This window comes from Jujubicoccus corallicola, assembly GCF_047345645.1.
Classification (GTDB): domain Bacteria; phylum Pseudomonadota; class Alphaproteobacteria; order Rhodobacterales; family Rhodobacteraceae; genus JBLEFH01.
Window position 1 is genome coordinate 1 of sequence record NZ_JBLEFH010000003.1, and the last position, 15,638, is coordinate 15,638.

The 15,638-nt window shown below is 63.6% G+C and carries 15 protein-coding genes and 1 tRNA gene; 3 read left to right on the forward strand and 13 right to left on the reverse strand.

The window, feature by feature from the left end; translation table 11 throughout:
- The 3 genes from ACMA5I_RS05155 to ACMA5I_RS05165 form a co-directional block, all read right to left on the reverse strand.
- Positions 1–182, reverse strand: a 182-nt coding sequence (locus ACMA5I_RS05155) for a hypothetical protein (RefSeq protein ID WP_525885175.1), incomplete at its 3' end; no start/stop codon positions are given.
- Between the two features lie 419 nt (positions 183–601).
- Positions 602–676, reverse strand: a tRNA-Asn gene (locus ACMA5I_RS05160).
- Positions 677–757: 81 nt separating this feature from the next.
- On the reverse strand, positions 758–1,657 hold the full coding sequence (locus ACMA5I_RS05165) for an MBL fold metallo-hydrolase (protein ID WP_525885176.1): 900 nt from the start codon (positions 1,655–1,657) through the stop codon (positions 758–760).
- Between the two features lie 83 nt (positions 1,658–1,740).
- Here ACMA5I_RS05165 and ACMA5I_RS05170 point away from each other — a divergent pair, with 83 nt between their 5' ends.
- Complete coding sequence (locus ACMA5I_RS05170; protein ID WP_525885177.1) at positions 1,741–3,033, forward strand: sensor histidine kinase; 1,293 nt, start codon at positions 1,741–1,743, stop codon at positions 3,031–3,033.
- Positions 3,034–3,339: 306 nt separating this feature from the next.
- Here the strand turns inward: ACMA5I_RS05170 and ACMA5I_RS05175 are convergent, their stop codons facing one another.
- From ACMA5I_RS05175 to zwf, 7 genes are all read right to left on the reverse strand, one after another.
- Positions 3,340–3,480: a hypothetical protein gene (locus ACMA5I_RS05175; protein WP_525885178.1), complete on the reverse strand. Its 141-nt coding sequence runs from the start codon at positions 3,478–3,480 to the stop codon at positions 3,340–3,342.
- A 434-nt stretch (positions 3,481–3,914) separates the two neighbouring features.
- Positions 3,915–4,895, reverse strand: a complete 981-nt coding sequence (locus ACMA5I_RS05180) for a P1 family peptidase (protein ID WP_525885179.1) — start codon at positions 4,893–4,895, stop codon at positions 3,915–3,917.
- A gap of 856 nt (positions 4,896–5,751) precedes the next feature.
- Entirely contained in the window at positions 5,752–7,338 is a 1,587-nt protein-coding gene (gene pgi / locus ACMA5I_RS05185) for a glucose-6-phosphate isomerase (RefSeq protein WP_525885180.1), read from the reverse strand.
- 3 nt (positions 7,339–7,341) lie between these two features.
- Positions 7,342–7,983 carry a bifunctional 4-hydroxy-2-oxoglutarate aldolase/2-dehydro-3-deoxy-phosphogluconate aldolase gene (locus ACMA5I_RS05190; RefSeq protein WP_525885181.1) on the reverse strand — a complete coding sequence of 214 codons (642 nt, stop codon included), beginning with the start codon at positions 7,981–7,983 and terminating at the stop codon, positions 7,342–7,344.
- The gene (gene edd, locus ACMA5I_RS05195; protein WP_525885182.1) at positions 7,980–9,800 is read right to left on the reverse strand and encodes a phosphogluconate dehydratase; all 1,821 of its coding nucleotides are present in this window, start codon (positions 9,798–9,800) and stop codon (positions 7,980–7,982) included. Before edd ends, ACMA5I_RS05190 begins: the two co-directional genes overlap by 4 nt.
- Positions 9,801–9,803: 3 nt before the next feature.
- Positions 9,804–10,478 carry a 6-phosphogluconolactonase gene (gene pgl / locus ACMA5I_RS05200; protein WP_525885653.1) on the reverse strand — a complete coding sequence of 225 codons (675 nt, stop codon included), beginning with the start codon at positions 10,476–10,478 and terminating at the stop codon, positions 9,804–9,806.
- The gene (gene zwf, locus ACMA5I_RS05205; protein WP_525885183.1) at positions 10,478–11,920 is read right to left on the reverse strand and encodes a glucose-6-phosphate dehydrogenase; all 1,443 of its coding nucleotides are present in this window, start codon (positions 11,918–11,920) and stop codon (positions 10,478–10,480) included. The genes pgl and zwf overlap by 1 nt, the downstream gene beginning before the upstream one ends.
- A gap of 100 nt (positions 11,921–12,020) precedes the next feature.
- On the opposite strand from zwf, the gene ACMA5I_RS05210 reads away from it, so the two are divergent.
- Positions 12,021–12,164 carry a hypothetical protein gene (locus ACMA5I_RS05210; RefSeq protein ID WP_525885184.1) on the forward strand — a complete coding sequence of 48 codons (144 nt, stop codon included), beginning with the start codon at positions 12,021–12,023 and terminating at the stop codon, positions 12,162–12,164.
- A gap of 150 nt (positions 12,165–12,314) precedes the next feature.
- Positions 12,315–13,319: a LacI family DNA-binding transcriptional regulator gene (locus tag ACMA5I_RS05215; RefSeq protein ID WP_525885185.1), complete on the forward strand. Its 1,005-nt coding sequence runs from the start codon at positions 12,315–12,317 to the stop codon at positions 13,317–13,319.
- Here ACMA5I_RS05215 and ACMA5I_RS05220 read toward each other — a convergent pair.
- From ACMA5I_RS05220 to ACMA5I_RS05230, 3 genes are read right to left on the reverse strand one after another with little or no spacing between them, the layout of a single operon-like run.
- Positions 13,300–13,800, reverse strand: a complete 501-nt coding sequence (locus ACMA5I_RS05220) for a DUF2059 domain-containing protein (RefSeq protein ID WP_525885186.1) — start codon at positions 13,798–13,800, stop codon at positions 13,300–13,302. The genes ACMA5I_RS05215 and ACMA5I_RS05220 overlap by 20 nt on opposite strands.
- Positions 13,801–13,857: 57 nt before the next feature.
- On the reverse strand, positions 13,858–14,973 hold the full coding sequence (gene aroB, locus ACMA5I_RS05225) for a 3-dehydroquinate synthase (protein ID WP_525885187.1): 1,116 nt from the start codon (positions 14,971–14,973) through the stop codon (positions 13,858–13,860).
- Positions 14,970–15,524 (reverse strand): shikimate kinase, encoded by a 555-nt coding sequence (locus ACMA5I_RS05230; protein ID WP_525885188.1) that lies wholly within the window; start codon positions 15,522–15,524, stop codon positions 14,970–14,972. The genes aroB and ACMA5I_RS05230 overlap by 4 nt, the downstream gene beginning before the upstream one ends.
- Positions 15,525–15,638 lie beyond the last annotated feature (114 nt).

Below are 15,638 nucleotides of genomic sequence, written 5' to 3' on the forward strand. Positions count from 1 at the left end.
GACTTGCCCAAGAGATCCTGCGGCTTCAGATCCGGAGACTTCGAGCGCACCGACATCCGCCCCTCGAAGAGCTCCGAAATCGCCTCACGAAACTGCAGCTTCTGCGCCAAAAGCGCATCCGCCCCCAGCGGCGTCTCGATCCGCAAAATACGCATCGCCTGGATCACAGAGGACAAGGACATAACCGACAACTCCAGCAGCTCAAGATTCGCTCTCAGCCAGACATTACCGAATTCTTAATATTCGTCAGTGGAAAAAATGACGCATGCCTTGGACGTCAAAACGATCGGCACATAAATGCCTATAGGCAGACTTTTTTGACGTAAATCTAAGAAAATGATAACAATAAAATGACGGTAAGATCCTCCACCTTCGCGTCGAAGGCGGATGCTCGCGAAAACGCCAAACTCAAGTGAATGATCAGCGGCTTCCCATGAGTTCGACAAGTAGCTGCGCGCCAAAACAAAAGGCGTTTTCAAACCTAAAATGACCGCTGCTCTAAGCCCACTGCTTCGCCCTACTTTGGAGGAGAAACGCGATCCTTACGCCCGCCCCAAAACCCAAAAAAGCCCTCACATCTTGGCGACGTGAGGGCTTTTTATGGCTCCGGCGGTAGGGATCGAACCTACGACCAATTGATTAACAGTCAACTGCTCTACCGCTGAGCTACGCCGGAACATTTCATCTGTGCGCGCCGGAGCGCGTCACCGTGTCGGAGCGTATAGCAAAGGCGATTCCGGGCGTCCAGAGGGAAATGTCAGTTTTTCCGCCGATAGGTGGCGCTCGGGGAAAGCGGGCCGTCGGCGGTCACGTCGCCCTTGCGGTCGAGCCAGATGAGATGCGCCATCACATTGCGTTTGGCGGCCGGGAGGAGCGCCGGGTTGAGACCCTCATAGACCGCCTCGGTGATCGCCTCGGGCGTCGCCGGGCCGCGTTCCAGAACCGCGAGGATCTGCGCGGTGCGCTCTTCGCGATGCGTTTTTTGCCAGGCGATATTCTCGCGCGGATTGGTTACGGGCGCGCCGTGGCCGGGGTAGAACACCGCCTCCTCCCGCCCCGCCAGAAGATCCAGCGAGTCGAAGAAATCGCCGAGATCGCCATCGGGCGGCGAGATCAGCGTGGTGGACCAGCCCATCAGCACATCGCCGGAAAAGAGCGCGTCCAGCGCGGGCACGGCGAAGCAAAGGTGATTCCCCTGATGGCCGGGAGTGTGGAGCGCGGTGAGGGTGAGGTCGCCGATGGTAAACACCTCGCCATGGTCAAGGGTTTGCGTGGGTGCGAAGGCCTGATCGACCCCCTCCCCGCCCCCGATCTCGGGCAAGCCTTCGCGGCGGCCCGCTTGCCAGTCGCCATAGGCCAGAAGCGGCAAATCCAGCTCAGCGGCGAGACGGCTTGCCAGCGGGCTGTGGTCGAGATGGGCATGGGTCACGAGGATCGCGGCATAGCGCTCGCCGGGGGCCAGCGCGGCCAGCAGCGCGTCCCGATGCGCGGGCAGGTCCGGGCCGGGGTCGATCAGCGCCACGGCGCCCTCCCCGAGCAGATAGCTGCGGGTGCCGGTGAAGGTCATCGGGCTCGCATTTGGGGCCGTCACCACGCGGATCCCCGGGGCGAGCGTTTCGGGCGGGCCAATCGGCGGGCTGTGATCCTGGCTCAACATGGGCTGACGCTAAGCGGCCCTCGCGCCAAAGAAAACCCCTTTCGCGCATTGCGCTTTGCGCCCGCGCGGCCCAAAGTCACCCCATGATTTTGCGCAAACCCAAGAGCCTCTTTGTCCGCTCGCTGCTGATTTTGCTGGTGCCGTTTTTGCTGCTGCAACTCGTCGTCGGGCGGGTGTTTATCGAGCGGCATTTTGAGCGTGTGACCGAACAGATGGCGCGCTCGATCGCGATCGAGGTGGAGATGGTGCTGCTGGCCATCGAGACGGCGGCGACCGAGGTGGAGCGCAGCATCCGCGCCGAGGGTCTGAGCACGGCGCTCGAGATGGAGATCACCACCGGCAGCCCGCTCGCGGCGCAGAACGAGGTGGCCTATTTCGACCTCTCGGGGCGGGTGCTGATCTCCTATCTCGACGCCCATATCGACGCGCCGGTTGTCATTGATCTTCAAAGCGAAAACGGGCGGGTGCGCATGACGGCGCAGACCGATGTGGGGCCGGTCAGCTTCGATTTCGACCGCGAGCGTGTGTCCGCCTCGAACCCGCATCAGCTTCTCGTCCTGATGGTGCTGACGGCGCTGTTGCTGGCCGGGATCGCGACGATTTTCCTACGCAACCAGATGCGGCCGATCCGCGATCTCGCCTATGCGGCGGATGAGTTCGGGCGGGGCCGCTCGGCGCCGCTCCGGATCCGTGGCGCGTCTGAAATCCGCCGTGCCGGGACCGCATTTCTCGCCATGCGGGAGCGGATCGACCGGCAGATCGAGCAGCGCACGGCGATGCTGTCGGGGATCAGCCACGACATGCGCACGCCGCTGACGCGCATGAAACTGTCGCTCGCGATGATGGAGGACGGACCGGACAAGGCGGAGCTGGAAGAGGATGTCGAAACCCTTAGCCGGATGATCGAAAGCTATCTGGATTTCGCCCGCGGCGAAGGCGGTGAGGAACGCGAAAAGGTCGATCCCGCAGCGCTCGCGCGGGAGATGGCGGAGCAGATGGACGCGGAGTTGTTTCTGCCCGATGACGCGGCCGACCCGGTGCGGCTGCGGCCCTTGGCGCTGCGCCGGGCGTTGCAAAATTTGCTCGCCAATGCAGAACGTTACGGCGACAAGCGGCGGCTGACCTTGCAGCGCGGGCAGTCGAGCCTGTCCTTTGTGGTCGAGGATAACGGCCCCGGCATCGCGCCCGAGGACCGCGAGGCGGCGCTGAAACCCTTCAGCCAACTCGACGAGTCGCGCAATCAGGATCGCGGCGGCGGCGTGGGTCTGGGTCTGGCGATTGCCCTCGACGTGGCGCGCGCCCATGGCGGGAGCCTGCGGCTGGAAGACAGCGCCGATCTCGGCGGATTGCGGGCGGTTTTAACGATTCCGTGCTAGGGGGGGCGTTTCGTTTTTGAAAAGAGGCGAGGTTTTCTTTTCATTTGGGGCATTGAGATGCGGTGTTTGGGACGCCAGTGGTCGGCGACAGTGCGTAAAAGTTGGCGACGGGCGTGGCGGCGAGTCTCTTTTCATAGATGAAAAGATCCGGCGAAGTCTTTTCATTTCGTCGCACATTACTTGCGGGTCGCGAAAAGGCGAGTTTTGGTGACGCCCTTTTTCACCGGTGAAAAGAAGGGTCACTGTCTTTTCAAATATGAAAACCAGAGCCAGCGGTTCAGGGAATGAAGGCTTGTGCTGATCTCATCATCTTATTGGCCCTTTTTCGTCGCCCTTTTGCCTCATTGCATTGAGCCCATTGCCGATGGAGGCGCTGATGGCGCGAAAGACGCTTGAGAACCGATTAAGGATGGTGATGACCGGAACGCCGATGAGGGTTCTGTTCATGCCCATTTCAAGCCTGCTCCACTTCAGATCCGTCCGTTTCGCGTGAGCGCCTCGCGGCTTCTTTTATTGGGAGAATAAGAAACGTTGCCCGACTTGACGCCCACGCACCGAAACCGTTCCGTTCTGACCCTGATGCCCGGTCACGCCAAATCCGAGAAGATAGCAAGCCGGATCTCGTCCTCCCTGTAAACCGGGCCAAAAGAACGCCCCGCCGCATTACAATCCATCGCCGAGAATATCGACGCCGACTTCCGCTCGGCTAACCTGTCCCAAATATCGCCCGGCCCCGCATCCTCAACCCATCTATTACCGAAAGGATGGCGCGCCGGTTTCCATCCGGCCAACGCGGCCCGGAGAACGCCAATGCCCCACGATCCATCATTCTCGGAAAGGATCGCGCCCCATTTCCGCCCCGCCATTGCCAATCCGCCTCCCTACCCCTCCGGCGCGGTCCAAACCGGCAGCACGTCACCCTCCGCCGCCTCCGCCAGATAGACCGCGCGCTGGATGGCGCGGGTCAGGCAGAGGGCGGCGGCGTGGCAGAGGGGGAGCATGTTGTCTGCGGGTTTTGCGACCGTGGCCGCCGCGAAGACCAAATCGCCGTCGAAGGGGGTGTGGGCGGGGATGACCGCGCGGCCGATGCCGTCATGGGCGGCGGTGGCGAGGCGCTGCGCTTCGGCCTGGGTGAGCGCCGCGTCGGTCGCGACGATGGCGATGGTCGTGTTGCCGCAGCCGACGGGTTTGGTGCGGAGCGGTGCAGCGGGATCGAAGCGGGCCGGGCCATGGCCGCCGACTTCGCCTGCCATTTCGAACGGCGCGCCGAAGAAGCGGCCCTCGGCGTCGGTCACGGCCCCTACTGGGTTGGCGGCGACGAGCGCGCCGACGGTCACGCCGGAGGGCAGGACGACGGAAGCCGAGCCGAGGCCGCCTTTCAACGTCGCGGTGAGTGCGCCGGTTCCGGCCCCGTGCGAGCCGAGGGCGAAGTCCGCGCTGGCGGCGTCGAGAGCGCTGCGGCCAAGGGCGCGGTAGGGCGGCGTCTCCCAGTCTTTCGCCCCGCCATTGGCGAGATCGAAGAGAATGGCAGCGGGCACGATGGGGACGAACTGCCCGGCGACGGCGAAGCCGCGGTCCATGGCGCGCAGGCCGTCCATCACGCCCGAAGCCGCGTCGAGGCCGAAGGCGGAGCCGCCGGAGAGGACGAGCGCGTCGACCTCCTGCACCATCTTGTCGGGGGCGAGCAGATCCGTTTCCCGCGTGCCGGGCGCGCCGCCCATGACATGCACGGCGGCGGTAAAGGGCGCGTCGCCGGTCAGCACGGTCACGCCGGTTTTGACGCGCGCGTCCGAGGCGTTACCGACCTTGAGGCCCGCGACATCGGTGATGAGATTGCGGGGTCCGGGGGTGAAATGGGTCATGATCTGGCCTCCTCCCTTCGGTTTTAGGCGAAGCGGGAGGGCAATGCCACGCGCAGATGAAAGGTGCGACTGGGGTAAACTGCGGCGCAAGCAGGGACGCAGGAAAGCACCGTCCATAAAATTTGGTTTAGGCGGCGATTTAGGCCTTCCGGATGAGGCCTATAAACCTCTGCGCAATAGAGGCGGCCCGGAAAAACGCTCATGGCTTGCGGAGGTCGCGCTCTCCACACCCACCCGGAGCGCGGCCGCCCCGGCTTCCCGCAGTACGTGACGGGACGCCAATTTGGGCGCGGGTCCTCGGCATCCTGTGGTGGCGGCTTGGAGTGGGACCGTTGCCTCCGCGCAAAGCGGGCTGCGGAGTTTGGTCGTGTCCTCGGAAGCGTTTTCGCTGTGCGGCCTGTTTTCCTCAGCCTAAAGCCCGAAGCGCCTGCGCGCCTCCAGCTAAAGCGTCATATTCTCAAGGGTTTGGCTTGGTTTTTTCCGCCGCGCAGGGTCACGCGGCGTCGCTGGCGCAGCCGCCATGTGGCTGCCGCCGCCTTCCAGAGCATCCCCCGAAGGCCAAGCCGACTATTAGCTGCACTGGCGGGTGGTCTCATTCTTAAGAGTATGGATAAGGGTGTCTGCACCAAGCAAGGTCACACGGCGCTGTTGGCGCAGCCACCATGCGGCTGGCGCGCCCTTTCGGAGCATCCCCCTGAAGGCCAAGCCGACTGTTAGCTACACTCGCGGATGACCTCATTCTTAAGAGTATGGATCGGGATGTCTGCGCCGCACATTCTCACACGGCGCTGTCGGCGCAGCCGCCATGCGGCTGGCGCGGCCTTCCGGGGCATTCCCCCGAAGGCCGCGCTCGCTGTTAGCTGCGCTGGCGGATCGCTTCGATGAGACCTGCCGTGGAGCCGTCCTTGGTCGAGAGATCGCCGCCACCCAAGAGCGGTTCGAGCTTTTTGGCGAGGATTTTGCCGAGTTCCACCCCCCATTGATCGAAGGAATTGATGCCCCAGAGCACCCCTTCGACAAAGACGCGATGCTCGTAAAGCGCGACGATCTGGCCGAGCACATAGGGCGTCATCTTGTCATAGATCAGCGTCAGCGACGGGCGGTTGCCGGGGAAGACGCGGTGGCGGGCCTGCCGTTCCAACTCGTCACCGCGATGGCCTTCGGCCTCCATCAGCGCTTCGGCTTCGGCAAAATCGCGGCCCAGCATCAGCGCTTCGGATTGCGCGAGGCAGTTGGCGACGAGCAGCTTGTGGTGATGCGAAAGTTCCGGCTCCTGGCCCTCCGCCCCGACCATGAATTCGCAGGGGATGATGTGGCTGCCTTGGTGAATGAGCTGGTAAAAGGCGTGCTGGCCGTTGGTCCCCGGCTCGCCCCAGACGATGGGGCCGGTCGAGGGGGCGGCGCTGCCGTCCTGCTGCACGGATTTGCCGTTGCTCTCCATATCGAGTTGCTGGAGATAGGCCGGGAGCCGCCCGAGCCGTTCCTCGTAAGGCAGGATCGCGCGGGTCGGATAGCCGCAGATGGTGGCGTGCCAATAGCCGACGAGGCCGAGCATCAGCGGCATGTTGTCGGCGCCTTCGGCCTCGCGGAAATGCCGGTCCATCGCTTCGGCGCCGCCGAGGAAATCGCGGAAGTTTTCCGGGCCGATGGCGATCATCAGCGAAAGACCGATCGGGCCCCACATGGAGTAGCGTCCACCGACCCAGTCCTCGAAGCCGAAGACGCGATCCTTCGAGACGCCAAAGGCGCTGGTTTTCTCTTCCGCCGTCGAGACCGCCGCGAAATGATTGCGCCCGCCGAGCCAAGATTTGGCGGTTTCGGCGTTGGTCATGGTCTCGATGGTGGTGAAAGTTTTGGACGAGACGATCACGAGGGTGCGGTTCGGGTCGAGACCGGCCAGCACATCGGCGATCTGCGCGCCGTCGACATTGGAGACGAAATGGGTCTCTGGCCCGTCCGCATAGGGGGACAGCGCCCGCGCCGCCATGGCCGGGCCGAGATCCGAGCCGCCAATGCCGATATTCACGATGTCGGTGAAGGGCTGGCCATCATCGGCCGCAATCTCGCCGCTGCGGATGCCATCGGCGAAATCGGCCATTTTGTCGAGGGTTTCGAGGACGCCCGGCATGACATCCGCGCCGTCCACCATCACCGGATCGCCCGAGAGATTGCGCAGCGCCGTGTGCAGCACCGCGCGGCCTTCGGTGGTGTTGATGATCTCGCCGGAGAACATCGCGTCGCGGGTTTTGGCGACGCCCGCAGCCTCGGCGGCTTTCAGGAGCAGATCGCGGGCCCGCGCGTCGATTTGCGTTTTGGAATAGTCGAGGAGCAGCCCGTCATGGCAGACGGAAAAGCTCTCGAACCGGTCTTTATCCTCGTCAAAGAGATGGGCGATGCGCCGCTCTTTGACCTCGTCCCAATGGGTGTGAAGCGCGTCCGTCATGGCTTACCTCTCGAATTTCGATGCCTCGCGGGCGAGCGCTTCGATCTCGCCCCACTCCCCGGCATCCATGAGATTTTGCGGCGCGACCCAGGAGCCGCCGGCGCACAGCACATTGGGCAGTTTGAGATAATCCGCCGCGTTTTGCGGGGAGACGCCGCCCGTGGGACAGAAGCCGATTTGCGGGATCGGGCCGCCGATGGATTTGATGGCCGGGGCGCCGCCCGAGGCTTCGGCGGGGAAGAATTTCATGACGTTATAGCCCCGCTCCAGCATCCGCATCGCTTCGGAGACGGTGGAGACGCCGCCGAGCAGCGGCAGGTCTTCGTCCTCGCAGGCTTGCACAAGTGTATCGGTGCAGCCCGGCGAGACGCCGAAGGTCGCCCCGGCATCCTTGGCGCGTTTCACATCATCGGGGGTCAGGAGCGTCCCTGCCCCGACAACCCCGCCCGGCACATCGGCCATGATGCGGATCGCGTCGAGCGCGGCATCGGAGCGCAGCGTGACTTCGAGCGCAGGCAGACCGCCCGCCACCAGCGCTTCGGCGAGCGGCTTGGCATGGGCGATATCCTGCACGACGATCACCGGAACGATGGGCGCCAAAGCGCAGATTTCGCGGGCTTTTTGCGAAGCGGTTTCAGGGGTCATCTGACATCCTCCGAGAACAGGGGTGTGGCGCCGGTTTCCGCCGGGCCGACAAGGCGGCGGAAGCCCGCGAAAAGCTCGCGGCCAATGCCGTCGTGATAATCCGAAAGATCGGCGGTGGCGGCGGCGCGGTCAAGCGCGGCCGGGTCTTTCACCTCAAGCGTGCCGTTGGTGGCATCGACGAGGACGATATCGCCGTCTTTCAATTTCGAGATCGGCCCGCCATCGAGCGCTTCGGGGCTGACATGGATCGCCGAGGGCACCTTACCCGACGCGCCGGACATGCGGCCATCGGTGACGAGCGCGACCTTGTGCCCGCGCTCCTGAAGGATCGTGAGCGGCGGCGTCAGGGAGTGCAGTTCCGGCATCCCGTTGGCTTTCGGCCCCTGGAAGCGGACGACGACGACCACATCTTTTTCGAGTTCGCCAGCCTTGAAGGCGGCTTTCACCTCTTCCTGATCGTGAAAGACGCGGCAGGGCGCTTCGATGATGTGGCGCGACGGATCGACGGCGGAGACCTTCATCACCGCATTGCCGAGATTACCGGAGAGTTTTTGCAGCCCGCCGGTTTTCTGGAACGGGGCGGAGAGCGGCTTCAGGATCTTGTCGTTATGGGTTTTGCCGGACCCGGCTTCCCAGACGATTTCGCCTTCTTTCAGCTTCGGCTCCTGAGTATAACGGTCGAGCCCGTCACCGGCGACGGTGCGCACGTCTTCATGCAAAAGCCCGCCTTGGAGCAGCTCGCCGATCATGTAGCCGAGACCGCCCGCCGCGTGGAAATGGTTCACATCCGCGAGCCCGTTCGGGTAGACGCGGGCGAGGAGCGGCACGGAGTCCGACAGTTCCGAGAAATCTTCCCAGTCAAGCTTGATCCCGGCGGCGCGCGCCATGGCGACGAGGTGGATCAGAAGGTTCGTGGAGCCGCCCGTGGCCATCAGCCCGACGATGCCGTTGACGAAGGCTTTTTCGTCCAGCACTTCGCAAACCGGGGTGAATTCATTGCCGAGATGCGAGATCGCCAGCGCGCGTTTCGCGCCCGCCACGGTCAGCGCATCGCGCAGCGGCGTGTTGGGGTTCACGAAAGACGCGCCCGGCAGGTGCAGCCCCATGAATTCCATCAGCATCTGGTTGGTGTTGGCGGTGCCGTAGAAGGTGCAGGTGCCGGGGCCGTGATAGGCGGCCATCTCGGCGGCGAGCAGTTCCTCGCGGCCCACTTCGCCGGCGGCGAATTTCACGCGGACCTTGGCTTTCTCGTCATTCGGCAGGCCGGAGACCATCGGGCCAGCAGGCAAGAACACCGCCGGGATATGGCCGAAACTGGCCGCGCCCATGACGAGGCCCGGCACGATCTTGTCGCAAACCCCGAGATAGACCGAGGCGTCGAACACGTTGTGGCTCATCGCAATGCCGACCCCGAGGGCGATCACATCGCGCGAGAAGAGCGACATTTCCATGCCCGGCTGACCTTGCGTGACGCCGTCGCACATCGCCGGAACACCGCCCGCGACCTGCGCCGTCGCGCCCACTTCGCGGGCCGCGTCGCGGATCAGTTCGGGGAAGCGCTCAAACGGCTGATGCGCCGAGAGCATGTCGTTATAGGCGGTGACGATGCCGAGATTGCCCGCGCTGCCCTTGGCGAGCGCGTCCTTGTCGGCATCAGGCATCGGCGCATAGGCATGGGCCTGATTGGAGCAACTGAGATGCGCGCGGCCCGGCCCGTCGGAGATCATCTTGCGCATCGTGTTGAGATAGCGCGTGCGCGTAGGTTCGGACCGCTCGGTGATCCGGTCGGTGACACGTTTGAGCGTATCGGCTGTCATGGCTTACTCCGCGTAATGGACGGTGGCTTGGGGAAGCACAGCGCGGACGGGCGCGGCGGCAACCGACCCTTCATGCTGCGCAACATCGAGGGCGGATTTCTTCTCCGCGCCGGTGATGAGAATGTGGATATGGCGCGCCGCTTTGAGGATCGGCGCGGTCAGGGTGAGGCGCGGCTCGGGCGCGCCATCGGCCCGCATCGGCAGGACCGGCGGGGCCGCATCGGAGAGCGCGGCTTCCAGCATATCGGCGCCGGGAAAGAGGCTGGCCGTGTGCATATCCGCGCCCATGCCGAGGACGCAGACATCGAGCGGCAGCGCCTTGGCCACACCGAGGGTGATGTCGTCCAGCACCTCTTCGGGGGTCTCGGCCTGCTGATAAAACGGGATCAGCGTCGCGGCGGCGGCGTTGTTTTGCATCAGCGTCCGGCGCAGCAAGGCGGTGTTGGAACGCTCCGAGCTTTCGGGCACGAAGCGCTCATCGGTGAGCATCACGTGGACGCGGGACCAGTCGAGATCGGCCTTGGACAGCGCTTCGAGAAACGGGCCCGGCGTGGTGCCGCCCGGCACGGCGAGCGTGGCGGACCCGCGCGTCTCCAGCGCCTCGCCAAGCTCCTTGGCGACGGTTTCGGCCAGCCCTTCGGCGAGATCGGTGCGGCTTTGATATTCGCCCAGCATCATCACAATTTCCTCCAGCGGCGGCCTTCCTTGTGGAGCATGACCATCGCATCCTCGGGTCCGGCGCTGCCCGGATCGTAAGGTTTCGGACGGTCGCCCCGCTCGGTCCATTCCTGAATGATCGGATCGACCCAGGCCCAAGCGGCCTCCACCTCGTCGCCGCGCATGAACAGCGTCTGATCGCCGCGAATCACATCCATGATGAGGCGTTCATAAGCGTCCGGCATCCGAATCTTGCGCTCCTCCAGCGCGTCGGCAAAGCTCATATCGAGCTCCGCGTCACTGAGACGCATCCCGCCCGGCCCCGGCTCCTTCACCGCCATATGCAGCGTGATGCCTTCATCGGGCTGGAGGCGAATAAGCAGCGCATTGCCGTGCAGATCGTCTTCCTTCGGGAAGATCGAATGCGGCGGGTCCTTGAACACCACGGCGATTTCCGAGACGCGCTTGGCCATTTTCTTGCCGGTGCGCAGATAGAACGGGGTGCCCGCCCATCTCCAGTTTTCCACATGGACCTTCATGGCGATGAAGCTCTCGGTGAGGCTTTCGGCGTTCTCGGCGTCTTTTTTATAGCTGTCCTTGCCGTTCTCATATTGGCCGCGGACGATCTCGCCGGGGGCGACCGGGCCGAGGGCGCGGATGACTTTCAGCTTTTCATCGCGCACGAGGTCCGGCTCGAATTTCGCGGGCGGCTCCATGGCGGTGAGGCAGAGAAGCTGCATCAGGTGGTTTTGCACCATGTCGCGCATCGCGCCGGATTTGTCGTAATAGCCGCCGCGCCCGGCGACCCCGATATCCTCGGCCACGGTGATCTGCACGTGATCGACATGGGCGGCGGTCCAGAGCGGCTCGAAGAGCGAGTTGGCAAAGCGGATCGCGAGCAGGTTCTGCACGGTTTCTTTGCCGAGATAGTGGTCGATGCGGTAGATCTGACGCTCGTCGAAGGAGGCGGAAAGCTGGCGGTTCAGCTCCTCAGCCGACTCCAGATCCTTGCCGAGCGGTTTCTCGACGACGATCCGGCTGTCCTTGGTCGCGATCTTGTTCTTGGAAAGGTAATCCGCAATCGTGCCGAAAAGCGACGGCGCAACGGAGAGATAGAACGCCCGGACCACATCGTCGCGGAGCGTTTCCTTCAGCGCATCCCACCCCGCCTGATCGGTCACGTCGAGCTGGCTGTAGCTGACCTGCTCCAGAAAGCCCTCGACCTGCTCGGCATCGCGCTCGGATTTCGGGACATATTCCTCGATGGCGGCGCGAATGTCCTTGCGAAAGGCGTCATTGCTCATGGTCGAGCGGGCCGCGCCGATGATCCGCGCCTCTGCGGGCATCTGCCCGGCCACGCGGCGGCGATAGAGACCGGGGAAAATCTTGCGATGTGCGAGATCGCCGGTGGCTCCAAAAATGACGAGATCGAAGGGTTCGACGGGAATGACGCGTGCGACCATGACGGCTCCAGATGTCGATTTGTGTTACCGCTAACTTAGACTCGGTGCGCGCAGATTGCAATCCGGTTTCTGAAAGGAAAAATGTCGCAGGGGCAAGGAGATGGGTTCGGCTGGCTCTCTGGGCGACTTGCGCGGCGGCTCTAGCGCGCTTTGCGGCTCCGGCGCGGCGGAAGAGGCCCGCGCGCCGCCCGAGATGCGCGGTGCCATCCGGGCCGGAACGCGCCGCTTATCGGTTTCGCTTTGAAATCGACACAGGAAAGAGCACCCGAATCCGGCCATATCCGGCCGCGCGCGCCATATAAATCAAGCGTTAAGCTTGCAGCACGCGGCGCAACACTCCTATAGTCGGGGCCTATCCTTGACCTTTTCACGCCAAAACCCAAAACCCGCTGACATGAATCTGAAAGAACTGTCCGAACGTCTTGGTCTGTCGCAGACAACGGTGAGCCGCGCCCTGAATGGCTATCCCGAGGTGGGCGCCAAGACCCGCGCCCGTGTCGAAGAGGCGGCGAAGAAATTCGGCTATACGCCCTCCACCGCCGCGACAATGCTGGCCACCGGCAAGACCCGCGTGATCGGCCATATCATCAACACCACCCGCCACGACGCGATCGACCCGCATTTCGCGGATTTTCTGGCGGGGGCGAGTGCGCGCTATGCGGCGCTCGGTTACGATATGATGCTGACGATTGCGCAGGAAGGTGAGGAAGAACAGGTCGTGCGGCGGCTCAAGCGGCGCGGGCTGGTGGACGGGGTCGTCGTGCAGGTGACGCGGCATGAAGATCCGCGTGTCGGGATCCTTGATGAGCTGGATATGCCTTACGTCTTTCACGGGCGCACGGCGAGCGAAACCGAGCCGACCAACTGGATGGATATCGACAATCACGGGGCTTTCAGAACGGCGACCAACTATTTGATAGATAAGGGACATAAGCGGATCGGGCTTTTGAACGGTCCGGCGCATCTCGGCTTTTCGATCTTCCGTGAGCGTGGGTATCGCGAGGCGCTGGAGGGGGCCGGATTGCCCGTCGATGAGGCGCTGATCCACCGCACCGATATGAATGAGCATAATGGCCATCGGCTGACCCGCGCGCTGATGGATGGGGCCGCGCCGCCGACCGCCCTGCTCTGCTCCTCAACCCTGCTCGCCGTCGGGGCCCGCCGGGCGCTGCGCAGCGCCGAGGGCCGCGCGGTCGAGATTGTGTGTCACGATGATTGCCTCTCCTTTGCCGACATGAATTACGGCGACCGGCGGCTGACCGTCACCCGCAGTTCCATCCGCGATGCGGGCGGCAAAGTCGCGGAAATGATTGTCGATCTGGTCGAAGGCAAGGCCGAGGCGCCCTATCGCGAGCTTTGGGACGCCCCGCTGGTTGAGGCTACTCCATATCGCTCATGAAGATTTCCATAAGCTGCGGCTCTGCGGCTTTCTGGACCTCCATGATCATCGGCGTCATGAGCTGATTCACATCCACCATATAGGCCCCCATCTTGCGCGACACCGAGTCGCCCACCGGTGAGGTGTAGAAGTCGATGACCGCCTCAAGCTCCTCGACGGTGAAGTTCTGCGCCGCTGCTTCGACCATAACCCCCAGAAGTTCCGGCTTTTTCGCCTGGACTCTATCCGCGATCACCTGCGCCGCCTGATCGAGCGCGGAATCGGATACACCCAGTTCCGGCGGGATCGCCATGTCGAGGCTGGAGCGCATGACATCCACACCCAGCATGTCGTCGATCATCTGCTGCTGCGACGGCAGGCTCACATAGCGCTTGGCCACCTCGCGGCGCTCCTCGATGGTGTCGCCAGACGCTGCGCAAGCAACGATGGTCATCAGCGAAATACCCACGGCGAGTTTTACGGGGCGAATCTTGTTCAGCATTGGCGTTCTCCTTGTTTCCACCGAGAAGAGCCTAAACCGATTCTTTGCCTTTAATCTCTAAATATTATCCGAAAGAGATTCATATAGCAGTTTGCGCACATCTTCCGCGGCGACGTCTTGGGTGACGAAGGCCTCGCCGATGGCCCGAGCGAGGATGAAGGTCAGCCGTCCATCCTTCACCTTCTTGTCCTGCCCCATGAGTTTCAAAAGGCCGTCCGCATCCGGCAGATCGCCGGGAATGTCGCGGACCTGATGCGGCAGGCCCATTTCAGCGAAATGCGCGGCGACCCGGCCCGGCAATTCCTGCGCGCAAAGCCCCATGCGGGCGGAGAGCGCGAAGGCCAGAACGCAGCCGGTCGCGACGCCCTCGCCGTGGAGGAGCCGGTCCGAATAGCCGGTCGCCGCCTCCAGCGCATGGCCGAAGGTATGGCCGAGATTGAGCAGCGCCCGCTCGCCGGATTCGCGCTCGTCACGGGCGACGATATCGGCTTTCATCTGCACCGAATGGGTGACGGTCTTTTGCCGCGCCGCGCGGCTCCCATCCCGGATCGCGGGGCCGTTTTGCTCCAGCCATGTGAAGAAATCCGCGTCCCCAAGCAGGCCGTATTTGGCGACTTCCGCATAGCCGGAAAGGAAATCGCGCGGCGTGAGCGTGTCGAGCAGCGCGATGTCCGCCAGCACCAGTTTTGGCTGGTGAAATGCGCCGACGAGGTTCTTGCCATGGGGCGAGTTGATGCCGGTTTTGCCGCCGACGGAGCTGTCCACCTGCGCCAGAAGGCTGGTCGGGATTTGCACGAAGCTGACACCGCGCCGCAGGATCGCCGCCGCGAAGCCGACGAGATCGCCGATCACGCCGCCGCCAAAGGCGATGACCACATCGTCGCGGGCAATCTCGCGTTCGAGCAGCCATTCGACGACATGCTGAATTTGCGCCCAGCTTTTGGTGCCCTCGCCCGGCGGAAGCGACAGCCAGTCCTGCGCGATCCCGGCATCGCCGAGCGCGTCCGAGAGCGTTTCCTGATGGAGCGCGGCGACGTTGTCCTCGGTGATGACGGCTACTTTAGGCCGCCGCAGCAAGGGTTTGATGTCGCTGCCCGCCTCAGCCAGAAGCCCGGCCCCGATCCGCACCTCATAGCTGCGCTCCCCAAGGCCGACCGTCACCACATCCGTCATGTCTTGCTCCTGAGAAACTCGGGGCGCTCGGCCCGGATCTTGTCGAGAATGCGGCCCGCCACATCGACCTGCTTGTCCTCGGCGGCGCTCGGCACGATGAGATCGGCCTTGGCATAGACCGGGCTGCGCTCCGCATGGAGGTTGGAGAGGACGCCGTAGGGGTCGGCGTTTTGCAACAGCGGGCGATGCGTGCGGCCCTTCACCCGGTCCCACAGCACCGCAACCGGCGCGTTGATCCAGACGGAGAGCCCCTCGGCGGCGACATTCGCCCGCACCTGCGCATTCATGAAGGCCCCGCCCCCGGTCGCCAGCACCGCCGGACCCTCCGAGAGCAGCCGCGCGATCACCCGGACTTCGCCCGCACGAAAATCGCGTTCCCCAAATTGCTCGAAAATTTCGGGGATCGTCATGCCCGCAGCAGCTTCGATTTCGGCGTCTGAATCGCGGAACGGGGCTTTAAGTTCTTCGGCCAAGCATCTGCCAACAGAAGTTTTTCCGGCCCCCATGAGACCAACGAGAACGATGGGCCGGGTCAGCACCGTCTGAGCCATCGCGTCGCGTCTCCCCTCTGTCCGCGGCCCTGAACGGGCCGTCTTTTCGTCCGATGCGTGATTGATGCATCCGGCGAGTTCCGATAAAGTCAGTGCGGTATAAGCAATCGCATC